Below are 14,674 nucleotides of genomic sequence, written 5' to 3'. Positions count from 1 at the left end.
GTTCCTAGACAGCTCCACTTCACAACCGGAGGCCTTCCCTGTCACACAGGCTCACCGACAGCGACCCGGATAACCTCCCTGGACATCACAACTAGCCGAGCCGAGATCTGCTGTCGCGCAACGCGGCTTCGATCTCTGACCACGTCTGCTTGACGATATGTGCCGCGGGTTGCAGGTCGCCGATCCGCGACGACACCTGGCCGGTGTTGGCGACGCTGGCGTCCATATCGCCTTCGAAGTAGAGGTCGGTGATGCGGTCCAGCAGTTGTACTTCGGGATCATGGGCCGCCACCCGGGCCGCGAGACCAGTGCGCAACACCCGCATCGTCGGATTACCGGGAATGGTGAGCATCACGGTGCCGTCGTCGGCGGCGGCCATGATCGCGTTCTTGAAGTTGGCGTGCACGGCGGCCTCGTGGCTGGCGAGCATCCGGGTGCCCATCTGGACGCCCTCGGCGCCGAGCACCACCGCGGCGGCCGCCGAGCGCGCGTCGCAGATGCCGCCCGCCGCGATGATCGGCAGGTCGGTCCTGTCCGCGACGAGGGGGAGTAGGACCAGCGTCGACGCGCCAAGCGCCGATTTGAATCCACCACCCTCCACGCCCTCGACCACCAGCGCGTCGACACCCGCGTCGGCCGCTTTCATCGCGCCCTTCAGCGAGCCCACGACGTGGACGACGATCATGCCCGCGTCGTGCAGTCGGTCGGTGAACAGGGCGGGGTCACCCGCGGAGGTGAACACGTGCCGAACCTCGGCGGCGACCAGTTCATCGACGATCGACGGGTCGCGCTTCCAGCCCTGGATCATCAGGTTGGCCGCGACTGGGCGGTCGGTGAGTTCGCGTACTCGACGCAGGTCGGCGCGGCCGTCGGGCGTCAGCGTCTCGATCATGCCGAGGCCGCCGCCCTCGGATACGGCCGCCGCCAGTTCGGCCCGCGCGATGTAGGTCATCGGCGCCTGGACGACGGGATACTCGACATCGAGCAGGGCCTGAATGCGGTTGGTCACCATCTGATTGTCGGCGATTGGATCAGTGCCACGGTTGGCCGGTAAGCTGCCACCCGGTGGCGTGTCCGAGCGGCCTAAGGAGCACGCCTCGAAAGCGTGTGACGGGTAACCCCCGTCCGAGGGTTCAAATCCCTCCGCCACCGCCAACAAGCCCCGGTCAGCCCAGCGCGTCCAGCGCGGCCAAGATATCGCTGACCTCCGTGCGCGTCGCGTAATCGGGATGGACGTCGATCCAGCGGATCACCCCGGCCTCGTCGGCGATCACGACCGTCGGCATCGGCAGACCAACGGTGCCGTCGGCGTTGACATCGGTCAGGTCGAGTCCGCCCGCGCGCTGGGCGGCCCGGGCGTCATCCGTGGGCTCTGTGGTGACACCAAGCCGGGCGGCGATCGAGTTGCCCGGGTCGGACAGAACCGTGAACCTGAGCTCGTTCTTCTCTTTCATCGACAGCGATCCGTCGGGCTTCTGGGGGCTGACAGCCACCAGCGTGACGCCCTTGTCGGCCAGTGCCGGGGCGAGATCCTGCTGGTAGGCGCGCAGCGTCAGATTGCAGTACGGGCACCAAGCCCCGCGGTAGAGCACCACCACCGCGGCACGGCCACCCAAAGCGGTCGACAGCTTTGTGGGTTCCCCATGCACGTCGATCAGGTCGAAGTCACCCAATGGCTCGCCGGGTTTCGCTACGCCGGAAGGGATTCCACGCCCGTCGAGGCCGGCCCGCTCAGCGCCGAATACGTCGAGCACCTCGTTGGGGATCTGGCCCGCCATCGCGTCCTGCATCGCGGCGACGCGCTGGGCGATCGTGGTCGGGTGGGCATCAGCAGGGGTGGACATCACAAACCTTTCTAACGTAATGCGTTGTCACAGGACGATGTTCGACCGCCTCCGTGCTCTCGGCGTCCGCCGACTCGCCTTGCCGGTAAGGCAGACGAATGCTGATCGTGCATCCAGTGCCGAGTCCTTCACTGTGGGCTTCGATGTGCCCGCCGTGACCCTCGACGAGGGCTTTGGCGATCGACAGGCCGATGCCTGCGCCGCCCTGCCTGCGGTCACGGGCGGAGTCGGCACGGTAGAACCGGTCGAACAGGCGGCTGAGATGTTCAGGCGCTACGCCGTCACCGGTGTCGGAGACCGCGATGACGAGTTCGTCGTTGTTGTCGAACGTCACCACACTGACCTCGTCACCGCTGCAGGTGTGGCGCAGCGCGTTGTCGAGCAGGTTGCTCAGCACCTGGGCGAGCCGTTCGGGGTCCGCCCACAGCTTCGGCAGCTCGGCCGTCGTCTGCGAACGCAGCTCCACCCCCTTGGCGCTGTACCGAGGTGCGAATGCCGACACTGCCGAAGAGATCAACTCGGCCGGTGACGTCCATCCCGCGTCGATGAACGTCGTGCGACGTTCGGCGACCGCCAGCGACGTCACGTCGACGCTGAAGCGGGTCAGGCGCCGCGTCTGAGCACGCAGTGTCGCAATGGTTTCGGCATCCAGCGGTTGCACACCGTCTTCGAGTGCCTCCATATAAGCCTCCAGCACCGAGACCGGTGTTCTGATCTCATGTGCCAGATCGGCCAGCATCTGCCGACGCGTCTCCTCCGCGGCGCCAAGCCGCTGGGCCATCGTGTTGAACGCGGCCGCTACCGTGTCGAACTCTCTACCGAGCCCCGGTGTCGGGACGGCAACGTCGTAGCGTCGGTTGGCAACTGCAGAGGCAGCCCGCGAAAGGGCCGTCGCCGAGCGGTGTACGCGTCTGCTCAGGTAGTAGCTCAGCGACAGCGTCGCCAACGCGGACACGGTCAACGCGATGCCGACGGACAACATGGTTGCCTCACGAAAGGCGCGTTCGTAGGGATGAACGCCGTTGAGGCCAGGCACGATCGCTTGATCCATCAGGCGGCGAATCATCGGCGGCCCGACAGTCATCGCCACCACCGTGGTCATCGCCATTCCCGCGACCACGACAAGCAGATTGGTCACCAGCAGCCGCAGCCCAATTCCGTGTCGGCTTCCCATCATCCCGCCCCCATGCGATACCCGATGCCGCGCACGGTGATGACGTAGCGCGGCGCCGCCGGCTCGTCGCCCAGTTTGCGGCGAAGCCTGCCGACATGGACATCGACGACGTTGTCTGCACCGACCCAGGGGTCGCCCCACACCGACTGCAGCAGTTGGCGTCTACTCCACACCACACCTGGACGCGCTGAAAGCGTTGCGAGAATGTCGAATTCGGTTCGCGTCAGCATCACTGGTGAGTCATCGAGATGTACCTCACGCGCATCGACGTTGATCCGCAGGGCACCGAATCGGCGTGGCGCGCTGTTCGTTTCGGTGCTCATCTCCGGCGGCTCACCCTGCGGACGTCGGGGTCGGCGCATCATCGCGCGCACCCGGGCTACCAGCTCGCGTGGGCTGAACGGCTTGGTGACGTAGTCGTCGGCCCCGACCGACAAACCCACGATGGTGTCGAGTTCCGTGTCGCGTGCGGTCAACATCACGACGTAGGCATCGGAGAAGGCGCGAAGGCGCCGGCACACTTCGACACCGTCGACGCCCGGCAGTCCGATGTCAAGGATCACCACGTCGGGATCGGCCTCACGTGCCAGATCCAAGGCGCGATGTCCGTCGTGGGCCAGATGAACCTCGAACATCTCACGTTTGAGATAGCCGGCCACGACGGAAGCCAGCGGTGTCTCGTCGTCGACGACCAGCGCGCGCAGGTTCTGCGCCGGGACCGCGTCAATGCTCATGGCCACATACTGCCTGTGCATTGGGCGCTGAACTAACCGTCGGCGGCGGGAGGCGCACTTCTTCAGCGAATCGTCAGATTTGCCGCGCTTGGGCCCGGTTGCGTTATCGAACCGTCAGAAAGTGACTGACCAAACGTCATCGTGCGACGCCACTCTCGAACACGTTCACACGCTGAGAGAGAGGGGCACCATGAGTACCGCTTCAATCACCACCACGCGCTCCGACAGGGCCGCCACCCAGGTGTTCGTAGCGGGCGAGTTGATCACCCGGTACGGGTTGGTCGTCGTCCTGGCTTGGATCGGGTTTGGGAAGTACATGAAGATGGACGCCAAGGTGCTCATCGGGCACAGTCCCTTGATGAGCTGGATCTTCGATTTCTTGAGCCCGGCGGCGGTCGCCCGCGGGCTGGGCACGATGGAGATCGCCGCCGCGGTGCTCATCGCGATGGGAGCCCGGTGGCCGCGCGCATCGGTTGTCGGCAGCGCGCTGGCCATCGTGCTCTTCATCGGTACCTTGAGCTTCCTGTTCACCACACCAGGCGTTGTGGTCGGCGACCTCGCAGGCGTGCCTGTCCTGTCTGCTCAGCCGGGGCAATTCCTACTCAAGGACCTGGTATTGATCGGAGTCGCCATCTGGACGCTTGGCGACTCCCTTCGCGCGTCGCGCCCCGTCCGCTAGAACCAGACTTTTCGACCTCCGACAGGGCGGCCGACCGCGCCGAGGATCCACAGAATGACGCCGACCACGATGAGAATCGCGCCGATGGTGTAGAGGATTGACAGGCTGGTGAAGTAGCCAATCACGAGGAGAATGATGCCGAGGATGATCATGGGTGACTCCGTTCAGAGAGAACGCTTAGGACTTCAAAGGGAATTGCCCAATTGGTCAAAATCAAAACGTCGTCCTGCCGGAAATCCGGCCGCGTCAAGACCTCTTGCGTGGGACGACGATGACGACAATCAGCGTCAGGATGCTGAAGAACAAACCGGCGATGCCCCATCCGAGTGGGTTGCGCCCCTTCATCGCGGCGACCAGTCCGCAGATGATCGCGGCGACAATGCTGCCGACCGCAACAAACACGCCCTTGATGCCGCGCAGAATCAAGCCCGCGGCCTCGACATTGTTCGACGCGGCCAGCACCACCATGTGCATCATCGCAACCTCCTTGCTCGGCAATGACACGTGCCGACGAAGTACCCTCAATTTGGTTGTCGTCAAACGATTTTCAGTGAATACCAAGGTTCGATGACCGCGCCGCATCGGCTGGACATCTGCTGTGAATCAAGCCCGAGGCCGAGGTTCTTTGGCGCCGCCGGGGTAACCGCGACCCGTGACTACCGACCTAGACGCCCCACCGCCCGTAGTTGATTCAACGACTGCGGCCGCGGCCGAAACGGCGCGGCGCCGCAGCCTGATGGATCGGCAACACCCGAACTACAAGTGGATAGCGCTGTCCAACACGACTCTCGGCGCCTTGCTGGCGTCGATCAACAGCTCAATCGTGCTGATCTCGCTGCCGGCAATCTTTCGCGGCATCGGACTCGATCCACTCGCACCTGGCAACGTCAGCTACCTGCTGTGGATGCTGATGGGGTACCTGGTCGCGACCGCGGTGCTTGTTGTTCCGCTCGGCCGACTCGGCGACATCTTCGGGCGGGTTCGGATATACAACCTCGGCTTCGTCATCTTCACCATTGGTGCGATCGCGTTGTCGTTCGATCCGTTTCACCTCGGCGGCGGTGCCGTCTGGCTGATCGGCTGGCGGGTGTTTCAGGGCATCGGCGGCGCAATGCTGATGGCGTGTTCGGCGGCCATCCTCACCGATGCGTTTCCCTCCCGCCAGCGTGGCATGGCGCTCGGCGTCAACCAGGTGGCCGCCATCGCCGGCCAATTCCTCGGGCTGTTGATCGGCGGGGTGCTTTCCGAATGGGACTGGCGCGCCGTGTTTTGGGCAGGCGTGCCCCTGGGCCTGGCAGGCACGCTGTGGAGTTACCGCTCGCTGCGCGAGGTGGGGGTTCGAACCCCGGCGCGTCTGGACTGGCCGGGCACCCTGCTGTTCGGCATCGGGCTCACGGTGCTGCTGGCCGCGATCACCTACGGAATTCAGCCGTACGGTGGGCATTCCACGGGCTGGGCCAACCCTTTGGTGCTCTCCGCGATCGGCGCGGCGGCCTGCATGCTGGCGGTGCTCTGCGTGGTCGAGATGCGTGTGCGCGCACCGATGATGGACATCCGGTTGTTCCGGTCCAAGCCGTTCGCGCTTGGCAACCTCGCAGGCCTGATGTCGGCAATGGGTCGTGGAGGCCTGCAGTTCATGTTGATCATTTGGCTGCAGGGTATCTGGTTGCCCTTGCACGGCTACAGCTTTGAATCCACTCCGCTGTGGTCCGGCATCTACATGCTGCCGATGACCGTCGGCTTCCTTCTCGCGGGACCGCTGTCGGGAACGCTGTCCGACCGAATGGGCTCGCGCCCGTTCGCTGTCGGTGGGCTGGTACTGATGGCAGCCACTTTCATTGCGCTGCTTCTCATTCCGGTGAACTTCGACTATCGGCTGTTCGCCGTGCTGCTCTTCCTCAATGGGCTGGGCGGGGGCGTCTTCACCTCACCCAACACCGCAGCGATCATGTCCAGCGTGCCTGCGGCCGAACGCGGTGCGGCATCAGGCATTCGGGCGACCTTCACCAACGCGGGAATGTCGCTGTCGATCGGCACATTTTTCTCCCTGATGATCACTGGCTTGGCGCATTCATTGCCATCGGCGCTTGTTTCACGCCTTCAACAACAAGGCGTGGCTGCCGGCGTCGCCCACCAGGTCGCCGACACGCCACCAGTCGGAAGCCTGTTCGCCGCGTTCCTTGGCTACAACCCGCTCGCACAGCTACTGACACCGTTCGGGGCTCTGCAGCAACCTGGCGTGGACGCCGCGACGCTCACCGGAAAGGACTTCTTCCCCCATCTGATATCCGGACCGTTCCACAGCGGTCTCGTCGTGGTGTTCACGGCGGCAGCGGTGATGATGGCGATCGGCGCGGCCGCCTCCTGGGTCAATCCCGGCCGCAGCGCGGACGGCGACCGGTTCGAGCGCGGCTGAGCGGTTCGTTGCTGAGGATCGAACGGCCAGGAGGTGTCATCACATGGTCGAGACACCGCGCGAGGCAGCGCAGCAGCGCGCCAGGGAAATCAGAGCTTCGCGCCCGAGTGCTCAAGGGCGACCCCGCCACCGCCGCTCCTAGGCGAACGGGACCGTGTAGTCGGCGCTCCAGGCACCGCCGATGCAGCTCATCGTCACGCCGTCGATGGTCAGCGCGACACCCTTGTCCTGACCACACTGCGAGCGCAGCGTGCGAATGCCGACCAGCGGCGGAGAGGCGATCCACTGTCCTTTGGCGCTGCACGCCAACGTGCCGCCCGATGCGTCGAGCGCCAAGTTGTAGCGGGTGTTCGCGGCGCAGCCGTCACCGAGAACCGCGCCGCGCTCGATGTAAGGGACGCACGAGGGCGCCGTCCCGTCACACGACACTGGGACCGCCGAAGCGGTCGTCGCCGACACCATCGGTGCCGCGATGAATCCGCAACCGAGCACCATTGCAGCCATCAGCTTCATGGGCCATAGCGTAGGTGGCTGCGCTCGCGCAGGGCGCGCATTAGGCTCACTACGCATGAAGTCGGTCGTTGCCGCGCTGTTCGTGGGCCTGTTGTCGAGCTTCGCGCCGGCTCCGCCCGCCAACGCGGATGTGGTGGCCTACCTCGTCAACGTGCATGTGCGGCCCGGCTACAACTTTCCCAACGCCGACGCCGCTATCGGCTATGGCAACAGCATCTGCGACCGCGTCGCCGCCAAGATGAGCTACGCGCAATTGGTAGAACAGGTCAAGGCAGACTTCAACACCGCCGATTACTACCAGGGCGCCTACCTGATCAACCAGGCCGTCAACGAGTTGTGCCCCGCGCAGATCTGGCAGTTGCGTCAGTCCGCTGCCGGATACAAGTTGCCCGCCTGACCACGACAACGGCGGCTAGGGGCAGGAGACCTCGATCTCGAACGGCTTGTTCACCGGCTGCATGGGGTTGGCCATGTCGACACCGGTGGCAGTGCCCGAGATCTTCCAGGTCTTGTCGTCCTTCTCGGCCTTCGCGTCGCCTTGGCCGGCACCGGCCTGGTAGCCGAGGGTCACACCGTTGACATTGCCCAGACCCACCGACTGCACGGTCTTACCGTCTTCGCTCACCACCGCCGCGATACCGGTCGCGGCGTCACCGATCGCGATGTTCGTGTTACCGCCCATCGTGCTGCAGACCACGGTGCCCTGGACTTTCTGATCTTGTCCATCGATCGTGACGGTGGTCTTGCCCTGCGCTGACGCCGCCGAGGACGTCTCGCCGCTCGTCTCGGACTTCTTCTCGCCCGAACCACAGCCGGACAGACCGGCGATGACAATCGCCGCGCCGCCCACGGCGACCACGAAACCACGCTTCACGAGTGTTCTCCTTTGTGTTCGTCGTGATCCGACAAGATCAACGGATCATCCCGGACAGTATGGTGGGCCTGTTCGGAGCGGATACGGCGATTTGGCGAAAATTTGCTTGCGCACGGGCCGATCGTTATCTGAGCTTGATGCGGCCGAAGGATCCCATCAGGAAGCTCAGGTAGGTTCGCCGTCATGCAGACGTTGCGCACACCGGACAAATGCTTTGCCGATCTGCCCGAATTTCCGTATCCCGCAAACTATTGCGAAGTCGACGACGGTGAGGGCGGGGTACTGCGGGTGGCGTGGGTGGAATCCGGTCCAGCCGAAGGCAATCCGGTGCTGATGCTGCACGGGGAGCCGTCCTGGTCGTTTCTGTACCGCAAGATGATGCCGATCCTGGCGGCGGCCGGACATCGGGTGATTTGTCCGGACCTGGTCGGATTCGGTCGGTCCGACAAACCGGCCCGGATCGAGGACCACACCTACGCAAGGCACGTGGAGTGGATGCGCGCCGTCGCGTTCGACGTGCTCGACCTCCGCGATGTGACCTTGGTTGGGCAGGACTGGGGCGGTCTGATCGGACTACGCATCGCGGCAGAGAATCCGGATCGCTTCGCGCGCATCGTCGTCGCCAACACCGGCCTGCCCACCGGCGATCATCCGATGCCCGAAACCTGGTGGCGGTTCCGCGAGGCCATCCAAGGACAGGCGGATCTGCAGGTCGGCTGGTTCGTCGCGGCGGGTTGCCGTCGGCCGGTGTCCGATGCGGTTCGCGCCGCCTACGACGCACCCTTCCCAGACGATGCCCACAAGACAGGCCCCCGCGCGATGCCCGGTCTGATCCCGACCACCCCGGACGACCCTGCCTCGGCGGCGAACCGTGCGGCGTGGAAAGCGTTGGGCGACAGCACGACTCCGATGCTGGTCGCGTTCAGTGACAGCGACCCGATCACCGGCGCCATGGCGCCCATCTTCGCGCGTCAGATGCGGGGCGCCCAAGGCATCGAGCATCCGGTGATCGCCAATGCCGGGCACTTTCTCCAGGAGGATGCGGGAAAGGAACTGGCCGAAGCGATCGTCCGATTCCTGGCGCGCTAACAGGCGACCTTGATGGCGAACGTGCCAGAAGTGCGGAAGCTGGGCTGCGCGGTGTCGAATCCGTCTGCGGTCCCGGTGATGTCGTAGGTCCTGCCGGTCATCGTGACTTTCGCGTCGCCGCCGAGGCCCCGGTTGTAGCTGCCGGTGAAGCCGCCGACATTGTTGATGCTGACGGCGTCGGCGGTCAACGCATCCTTGCTGGAGATCAGCGCAGTGACACCCGATGTCTGATCTCCCGTGCTGATGGTGGTCAGGGAGCCTGCGGGGGTGCAATCCACGGCCTCGGTGGTGCCGATGTTCTGCCCGTTCACAGTCACCTGCGCGGTGCCCGCCACAAGCATGCCCGGCCCTGGCGTGTAGTCCGGCGGACCCGACGAACACCCCGCCACCGCCAGTGTTGCCGCCGCGGCGGCCACCCCCGCGATTCTCACAGTGCAGAATCTACGGCGTGCGAGAGGACTTCTTCAGCGTTGCCGCGGAATTGCCGGGACGGTTTGGCCGCGCCGGCGTCATCCGCACCCCGCACGGCGACATCGAGACACCGGCGTTCATCGCCGTCGGTACCCAGGCCACCGTAAAGGCGGTGCTGCCGGAAACCATGAAAGAGCTTGGTGCCCAGGCTGTTCTGGCCAACGCATATCACCTGTATCTGCAGCCAGGCCCCGACATCGTCGAGGAGGCCGGCGGGCTCGCGGCATTCATGAACTGGCACGGGCCGACATTCACCGACAGCGGCGGATTCCAGGTGCTGTCGCTCGGCGCGGGGTTCAAGAAGGTGCTGGCGATGGACACCGACCGGGTCCAGGCCGACGACGTCATCGCCGAGGGCAAGGAACGGTTGGCCCACGTCGACGACGACGGCGTCACCTTCCGCTCGCATCTCGACGGGTCGACACACCGCTTCACACCCGAGGTGTCAATCGGCATTCAGCACAAGCTCGGCGCCGACATCATCTTCGCCTTCGACGAGCTGACCACCCTCGTGAACACCCGCGGCTACCAGGAGGAATCGGTCAAGCGCACGCACGACTGGGCGGTGCGATGCCTGGCGGAACACCGCAGGCTCACGGCGCTGCATCCCGAGAAGCCGCCGCAGGCGTTGTTCGGCGTGGTGCAGGGCGCGCAGTACGAGGATCTGCGCAGAACGGCCGCGCGCGGGCTGACCGCGATCGTCGACGACGACGGCCGCGGCTTCGACGGCTACGGCATCGGCGGGGCGCTGGAGAAACAGAACCTGGCCACCATCGTCGGCTGGGTCAGCAGCGAACTGCCCGCGGACAAACCCCGTCATCTGCTGGGCATCAGCGAGCCCGACGACCTGTTCGACGCCGTCGCCGCGGGGGCGGACACGTTCGACTGCGTGTCCCCGTCCCGCGTCGCGCGCAACGCCGCTGTCTACGGTCCCACCGGACGCTTCAACATCACCAATGCCCGGTATCGGCGTGACTTCAGCCCGATAGACGCCGACTGTGACTGCTACACATGCGCGCACTACACCCGGGCGTACCTGCACCACTTGTTCAAGGCCAAGGAGCTGCTGGCCAAGACGCTGTGCACGATCCATAACGAGCGGTTCGTCATCCGGCTCGTGGACCAGATCCGCGCGGCGATCCGCACCGGTGAGTTCGACGAACTGCGCGCGCACGTCCTGGGTCGGTACTACTCGACGCGCGCACAATAAATAGATGACCACCGCCGCGGACTCGCAGGCATTGCTGATCCAGCTCCTCGATCCGACGAACCGGGCCGACCCGTACCCGGCGTACGCGCAGATCCGCGACCGCGGTCCACTGCAGCTGCCGGAGATGACGCTGAACGTGTTCTCGTCGTTTCGAGACTGTGACGACGTGCTGCGTCATCCGTCGTCGGCCAACGATCGGCTCAAATCGACAGCGGCGCAGCGGCAGATCGCTGCCGGCGCCGACATCCGGCCGTTCGGCCCGCCGGGGTTCCTCTTCCTCGACCCTCCTGACCACACGCGTCTGCGCAAGCTGGTCAGCAAGGCGTTCGCGCCGAAGGTCATCAAGGCGCTGGAGCCCGACATCGCTGCGCTGGTCGATTCGCTGCTGGACGAAGTGGCCGCCGCACGGCGGTTCGAGGTCGTCAAGGACCTGGCCCATCCGCTGCCGGTCGCAGTGATCTGCCGTCTACTCGGCGTGCCGATCGAAGACGAGCCGCAGTTCAGTCAGGCCTCGGCGCTGCTTGCGGCGGCGCTGGATCCGGTGACCTCGTTCACCGGCGAAGTCCGCGAGGATGTCGACGAGATGTTCCAGGCCGGGCTGTGGCTGCGTGGGTATCTACGGGACCTGATCGCACGCAGGCGTCGCGATCCCGGCGGCGACTTGATGTCGGCCTTGATCACCGTCGAGGAGTCGGGCGATCAGCTGACCGAAGAGCAGATCGTCGCGACGTGCAATCTCCTGCTGATCGCTGGCCATGAGACGACGGTGAACCTGATCACGAACGCCATCCTGGCGCTGCTGCGCAACCCGTCGCAGTGGTCGGCGCTGATCGCCGCTACTCAGCGTATCTCCGCGGTGGTGGAGGAGACGCTGCGCTACGACCCGCCTGTTCAGCTGGTGGGCCGAATCGCCGCCGAGGACATGACGATTGGCGGTGCCGATGTGCCCAAAGGGAATGTGATGATGCTGCTGCTGGCTGCGGCCCATCGCGATCCCGCGGCGTTCGACCGGCCGAACGAGTTCGATCCGGATCGCGAGACCATTCGGCATCTCGGCTTCGGCAAGGGGGCGCACTTCTGTCTCGGTGCGCCGCTGGCGCGGCTGGAGGCCACCGTCGCACTGACGAAGGTCGCCGAACGCTTCCCGCAGGCGCGACTGGCCGGTGAGCCGCAGTACAAGCCGAACCTGACGTTGCGCGGAATGGCGTCGCTGGAGGTCGCGATCTAGCCGCACAAACGGATGAATACGGCGAAGCGGTCCGTTAGTCGCCAATGAGTGGTCGCGGGCCATTCTCGAGACGACCAAGTGATGGGACTCCGTGCGCGTGAACATCATTGACCGCAGGAACGGCGAAGCGCCGCCGGATGTGCCGCTAACTGACATCGACCTGGGATCGTGGGACCTTTTGGCGACGCGGGGATGATGTCATCGACGGCGTGTTCGCGACACTGCGTCGTGAGGCGCCGATCTCGTTCTTCCCGCAGCTGGTGCGGGACGGCGAAGTAGAGGGACCCGGGAATTGGGCGTTGACCCGGCACGAGGATATCCACTTCGTCAGCCGCCACCCGGAGCTCTTCAGCTCCGAACCCAACATCATGATGGGCGATGCGCCTGCGGAGGTCGCGGAGAATCTGGGTTCGATCCCCTTCCGCTGCAGGTGATCTGCGACATGATCGGCATTCCCGAAGAGGATCATCAGCAGATCTTCAACTGGACCCACATCATTCTTGGCTTCGGGGACCCGGATCTGGGTATCGGCCTGCGCGAGTTCGTAAGAGCGATAACCGATACGGGCGCCTATGCGCATGAACTCGCCGAGAGCCGGCGCTGCCATCCCAGTGCCGACTTGACTACCAGTCTGGTGCAGGCTGAGGCAGATGGTGAGCGGCTGACCTCGGCCGAGGTCGCCTCGCCAACAGTGGTGGGACGATTTCGATGGGCTGCAGGCCACCGCGGTGGAAGAGATCGTGCGCTGGGCGACATCGATCCGCTACATGCGCCGCACAGTGACTCGGCGAATTGACCTGCATGGGAACGACATTCGCGCTGGTGACAAGGTGACGATGTGGTACATCTCGGCGAACCGGGATGAAGCCAAGTTCGCGAATCCGTGGGTGTTCGACATCCGGCGCAATCCGAATCCGCACTTTGGCTACGGCGGTGGGGGCGCCCATTTCTGTTTGGGTGCCAATCGCGCCCGGCGCGAGATCGGCGTCGCTTTCCAGGAACTGCACCGCCAGATTCCCGACCTCGCAGTGGACGCGGAACCGGAGAGCCTGCCGTCGGCGTTCGTCCGCGGAATCACGCGTCTCACCGTGAGGTGGACGCCGCGGGAATGATCGCCGTTTTGTCGTAGCAGATCGATCCTGATTCGGAATCCATTGCCTGTACGGTCTAGCGCATGCGGATCCTTTTGGTGGGCGCCGGCGGTGTCGGGTCGGCGTTCTGCGCTATCGCGACGAGACGGGACTTCTTCGAACAGATCGTGGTCAGCGACTACGACGAGACGCGTGCCCAGCAAGCCGCCGAGGCGGTCAATGACAAGCGGTTCTCGGCGGCCCGCGTCGACGCGACGTCCGCCGACGACGTCGCCGAACTCGTTCGCCGCCACGGCATCACCCATGTGATGAACGCCGTGGACCCTCGATTCGTGATGCCCATCTTCAACGGAGCGCTGGCCGGCGGTGCCGACTACCTGGACATGGCGATGAGTCTGTCGCAGCGGCATCCGGATCGACCCTACGAGCTGACCGGGGTGAAACTCGGTGACGAGCAGTTCGCGGCCGAGACCACCTGGAAGGATGCGGGCCGTCTCGCCCTTGTCGGAATCGGCGTGGAGCCGGGACTTTCCGACGTGTTCGCCCGCTATGCCGCCGACCATCTGTTTTCCGACATCGATGAACTCGGCACCCGAGACGGGTCCAACCTGACTGTGGACGGCTACGATTTCGCCCCGTCGTTCTCCATTTGGACCACCATCGAGGAATGTCTCAACCCGCCGGTGATCTGGGAGGCCGACCGCGGCTGGTTCACCACCGAACCGTTCAGCGAACCAGAGGTTTTCGACTTTCCCGACGGCATCGGCCCGGTCGAGTGCGTCAACGTCGAGCACGAAGAAGTGCTGCTGATGCCGCGCTGGGTGAATTGCAAACGCGCGACCTTCAAGTATGGTCTCGGCGCCGAGTTCATCGATGTACTCAAGACGCTGCACAAGCTCGGTCTGGACCGCACCGAGAAGATCACCGTGGGAGGCGTACAGGTGAGTCCGCGCGACGTCGTCGCCGCCTGCCTACCGAATCCCGCCACGCTCGGACCCCACATGCACGGGAAGACGTGCGCCGGGCTGTGGGTGACGGGCACCGGTAAGGATGGCAAGCCGCGGTCCACCTATCTCTATCACGTCGTGGACAACCGATGGTCGATGTCCGAGTATGGCCACCAATGCGTGGTATGGCAGACGGCGATCAATCCCGTTGTGGCGCTTGAACTTTTGGCCACCGGCAAATGGACCGGCAGCGGCGTGCTCGGACCGGAGGCGTTCGACGCGGTGCCGTTCCTCGACCTGCTGACGTCGTACGGCTCACCGTGGGGGCTTCGGGATCAATAGCGCGAGCGACCGCGTTTGTACATACGATCGCGGCGTGTCGGCGTACAAACACGGTCGCTCGC

General features: G+C 64.8%; 16 protein-coding genes, 1 tRNA gene and 1 pseudogene. 9 read left to right on the top strand and 9 right to left on the bottom strand.

The genetic code is table 11. The features are described 5' to 3' along the window. Nucleotides 1–91 precede the first annotated feature (91 nt). Nucleotides 92–1,012, bottom strand: a complete 921-nt coding sequence (locus tag ACGFK1_RS14875) for an NAD(P)H-dependent flavin oxidoreductase (protein ID WP_393430049.1) — start codon at nt 1,010–1,012, stop codon at nt 92–94. A gap of 52 nt (nt 1,013–1,064) precedes the next feature. On the opposite strand from ACGFK1_RS14875, the gene ACGFK1_RS14870 reads away from it, so the two are divergent. Beyond that, a tRNA-Ser gene (locus ACGFK1_RS14870) sits at nt 1,065–1,155 on the top strand. Nucleotides 1,156–1,166: 11 nt separating this feature from the next. Here the strand turns inward: ACGFK1_RS14870 and ACGFK1_RS14865 are convergent. The 3 genes from ACGFK1_RS14865 to ACGFK1_RS14855 are packed head-to-tail and all read right to left on the bottom strand — an operon-like array spanning nt 1,167 to nt 3,752. After that, on the bottom strand, nt 1,167–1,844 hold the full coding sequence (locus ACGFK1_RS14865) for a peroxiredoxin-like family protein (protein ID WP_393430046.1): 678 nt from the start codon (nt 1,842–1,844) through the stop codon (nt 1,167–1,169). After that, nucleotides 1,828–3,021, bottom strand: coding sequence for a sensor histidine kinase (locus ACGFK1_RS14860; protein WP_393430043.1), 1,194 nt, complete (start codon nt 3,019–3,021; stop codon nt 1,828–1,830). The genes ACGFK1_RS14865 and ACGFK1_RS14860 overlap by 17 nt, the downstream gene beginning before the upstream one ends. Further along, on the bottom strand, nt 3,018–3,752 hold the full coding sequence (locus ACGFK1_RS14855; protein ID WP_393430040.1) for a response regulator: 735 nt from the start codon (nt 3,750–3,752) through the stop codon (nt 3,018–3,020). The genes ACGFK1_RS14860 and ACGFK1_RS14855 overlap by 4 nt, the downstream gene beginning before the upstream one ends. A gap of 190 nt (nt 3,753–3,942) precedes the next feature. On the opposite strand from ACGFK1_RS14855, the gene ACGFK1_RS14850 reads away from it, so the two are divergent. Beyond that, entirely contained in the window at nt 3,943–4,431 is a 489-nt protein-coding gene (locus tag ACGFK1_RS14850; protein WP_393430037.1) for a DUF417 family protein, read from the top strand. Here ACGFK1_RS14850 and ACGFK1_RS14845 read toward each other — a convergent pair. Beyond that, nucleotides 4,428–4,583, bottom strand: a complete 156-nt coding sequence (locus tag ACGFK1_RS14845; RefSeq protein WP_393430034.1) for a hypothetical protein — start codon at nt 4,581–4,583, stop codon at nt 4,428–4,430. The two genes, ACGFK1_RS14850 and ACGFK1_RS14845, sit on opposite strands and share 4 nt — an antisense overlap. A 94-nt stretch (nt 4,584–4,677) precedes the next feature. Next, on the bottom strand, nt 4,678–4,908 hold the full coding sequence (locus ACGFK1_RS14840) for a deoxyribodipyrimidine photolyase (protein ID WP_393430031.1): 231 nt from the start codon (nt 4,906–4,908) through the stop codon (nt 4,678–4,680). A gap of 259 nt (nt 4,909–5,167) precedes the next feature. On the opposite strand from ACGFK1_RS14840, the gene ACGFK1_RS14835 reads away from it, so the two are divergent. Next, the gene (locus tag ACGFK1_RS14835) at nt 5,168–6,847 is read left to right on the top strand and encodes an MFS transporter (RefSeq protein ID WP_393430144.1); all 1,680 of its coding nucleotides are present in this window, start codon (nt 5,168–5,170) and stop codon (nt 6,845–6,847) included. 138 nt (nt 6,848–6,985) lie between these two features. Here the strand turns inward: ACGFK1_RS14835 and ACGFK1_RS14830 are convergent, their stop codons facing one another. Then, nucleotides 6,986–7,360, bottom strand: coding sequence for a hypothetical protein (locus tag ACGFK1_RS14830; RefSeq protein ID WP_393430029.1), 375 nt, complete (start codon nt 7,358–7,360; stop codon nt 6,986–6,988). 55 nt (nt 7,361–7,415) lie between these two features. Between ACGFK1_RS14830 and ACGFK1_RS14825 the strand changes: the two genes are divergently transcribed. Next, nucleotides 7,416–7,757 (top strand): DUF732 domain-containing protein, encoded by a 342-nt coding sequence (locus ACGFK1_RS14825; protein WP_393430026.1) that lies wholly within the window; start codon nt 7,416–7,418, stop codon nt 7,755–7,757. Nucleotides 7,758–7,772: 15 nt separating this feature from the next. Here ACGFK1_RS14825 and ACGFK1_RS14820 read toward each other — a convergent pair whose 3' ends face one another. Further along, nucleotides 7,773–8,234 (bottom strand): lipoprotein LpqH, encoded by a 462-nt coding sequence (locus ACGFK1_RS14820; protein WP_393430023.1) that lies wholly within the window; start codon nt 8,232–8,234, stop codon nt 7,773–7,775. A gap of 183 nt (nt 8,235–8,417) precedes the next feature. On the opposite strand from ACGFK1_RS14820, the gene ACGFK1_RS14815 reads away from it, so the two are divergent. Next, nucleotides 8,418–9,323, top strand: a complete 906-nt coding sequence (locus ACGFK1_RS14815) for a haloalkane dehalogenase (protein ID WP_393430020.1) — start codon at nt 8,418–8,420, stop codon at nt 9,321–9,323. Here ACGFK1_RS14815 and ACGFK1_RS14810 read toward each other — a convergent pair. Next, on the bottom strand, nt 9,320–9,754 hold the full coding sequence (locus ACGFK1_RS14810) for a lipoprotein LpqH (RefSeq protein ID WP_393430017.1): 435 nt from the start codon (nt 9,752–9,754) through the stop codon (nt 9,320–9,322). The two genes, ACGFK1_RS14815 and ACGFK1_RS14810, sit on opposite strands and share 4 nt — an antisense overlap. A 17-nt stretch (nt 9,755–9,771) precedes the next feature. On the opposite strand from ACGFK1_RS14810, the gene tgt reads away from it, so the two are divergent. The 4 genes and pseudogenes from tgt (at nt 9,772) to ACGFK1_RS14790 (ending at nt 14,612) form a co-directional block, all read left to right on the top strand. Next, entirely contained in the window at nt 9,772–11,004 is a 1,233-nt protein-coding gene (gene tgt / locus ACGFK1_RS14805) for a tRNA guanosine(34) transglycosylase Tgt (RefSeq protein ID WP_393430014.1), read from the top strand. Between the two features lie 4 nt (nt 11,005–11,008). Further along, nucleotides 11,009–12,232 (top strand): cytochrome P450, encoded by a 1,224-nt coding sequence (locus ACGFK1_RS14800; protein WP_393430011.1) that lies wholly within the window; start codon nt 11,009–11,011, stop codon nt 12,230–12,232. A gap of 97 nt (nt 12,233–12,329) precedes the next feature. Further along, nucleotides 12,330–13,344 (top strand): annotated as a pseudogene (locus ACGFK1_RS14795) (cytochrome P450). 62 nt (nt 13,345–13,406) lie between these two features. Next, nucleotides 13,407–14,612 carry a saccharopine dehydrogenase family protein gene (locus tag ACGFK1_RS14790; protein ID WP_393430008.1) on the top strand — a complete coding sequence of 402 codons (1,206 nt, stop codon included), beginning with the start codon at nt 13,407–13,409 and terminating at the stop codon, nt 14,610–14,612. Nucleotides 14,613–14,674: the final 62 nt, after the last annotated feature.

This window comes from Mycobacterium sp. NPDC048908 (genome assembly GCF_043197955.1).
GTDB lineage: Bacteria > Actinomycetota > Actinomycetes > Mycobacteriales > Mycobacteriaceae > Mycobacterium.
Note: the sequence above shows the minus strand (reverse complement) of the source record. Positions and strands in the feature narration are given on the sequence as shown.

Coding starts and splice junctions, on each gene's coding strand:
- ACGFK1_RS14860 (WP_393430043.1), bottom strand. CDS start 3,021: ATGATGGGAAGCCGACACGGAATTGGGCTGCGGCTGCTGGTGACCAAT.
- ACGFK1_RS14845 (WP_393430034.1), bottom strand. CDS start 4,583: ATGATCATCCTCGGCATCATTCTCCTCGTGATTGGCTACTTCACCAGC.
- ACGFK1_RS14865 (WP_393430046.1), bottom strand. CDS start 1,844: ATGTCCACCCCTGCTGATGCCCACCCGACCACGATCGCCCAGCGCGTC.
- ACGFK1_RS14790 (WP_393430008.1), top strand. CDS start 13,407: ATGCGGATCCTTTTGGTGGGCGCCGGCGGTGTCGGGTCGGCGTTCTGC.
- ACGFK1_RS14825 (WP_393430026.1), top strand. CDS start 7,416: ATGAAGTCGGTCGTTGCCGCGCTGTTCGTGGGCCTGTTGTCGAGCTTC.
- ACGFK1_RS14800 (WP_393430011.1), top strand. CDS start 11,009: ATGACCACCGCCGCGGACTCGCAGGCATTGCTGATCCAGCTCCTCGAT.
- ACGFK1_RS14875 (WP_393430049.1), bottom strand. CDS start 1,012: ATGGTGACCAACCGCATTCAGGCCCTGCTCGATGTCGAGTATCCCGTC.
- ACGFK1_RS14850 (WP_393430037.1), top strand. CDS start 3,943: ATGAGTACCGCTTCAATCACCACCACGCGCTCCGACAGGGCCGCCACC.
- ACGFK1_RS14815 (WP_393430020.1), top strand. CDS start 8,418: ATGCAGACGTTGCGCACACCGGACAAATGCTTTGCCGATCTGCCCGAA.
- ACGFK1_RS14830 (WP_393430029.1), bottom strand. CDS start 7,360: ATGAAGCTGATGGCTGCAATGGTGCTCGGTTGCGGATTCATCGCGGCA.
- ACGFK1_RS14855 (WP_393430040.1), bottom strand. CDS start 3,752: ATGAGCATTGACGCGGTCCCGGCGCAGAACCTGCGCGCGCTGGTCGTC.
- ACGFK1_RS14840 (WP_393430031.1), bottom strand. CDS start 4,908: ATGATGCACATGGTGGTGCTGGCCGCGTCGAACAATGTCGAGGCCGCG.
- ACGFK1_RS14835 (WP_393430144.1), top strand. CDS start 5,168: ATGGATCGGCAACACCCGAACTACAAGTGGATAGCGCTGTCCAACACG.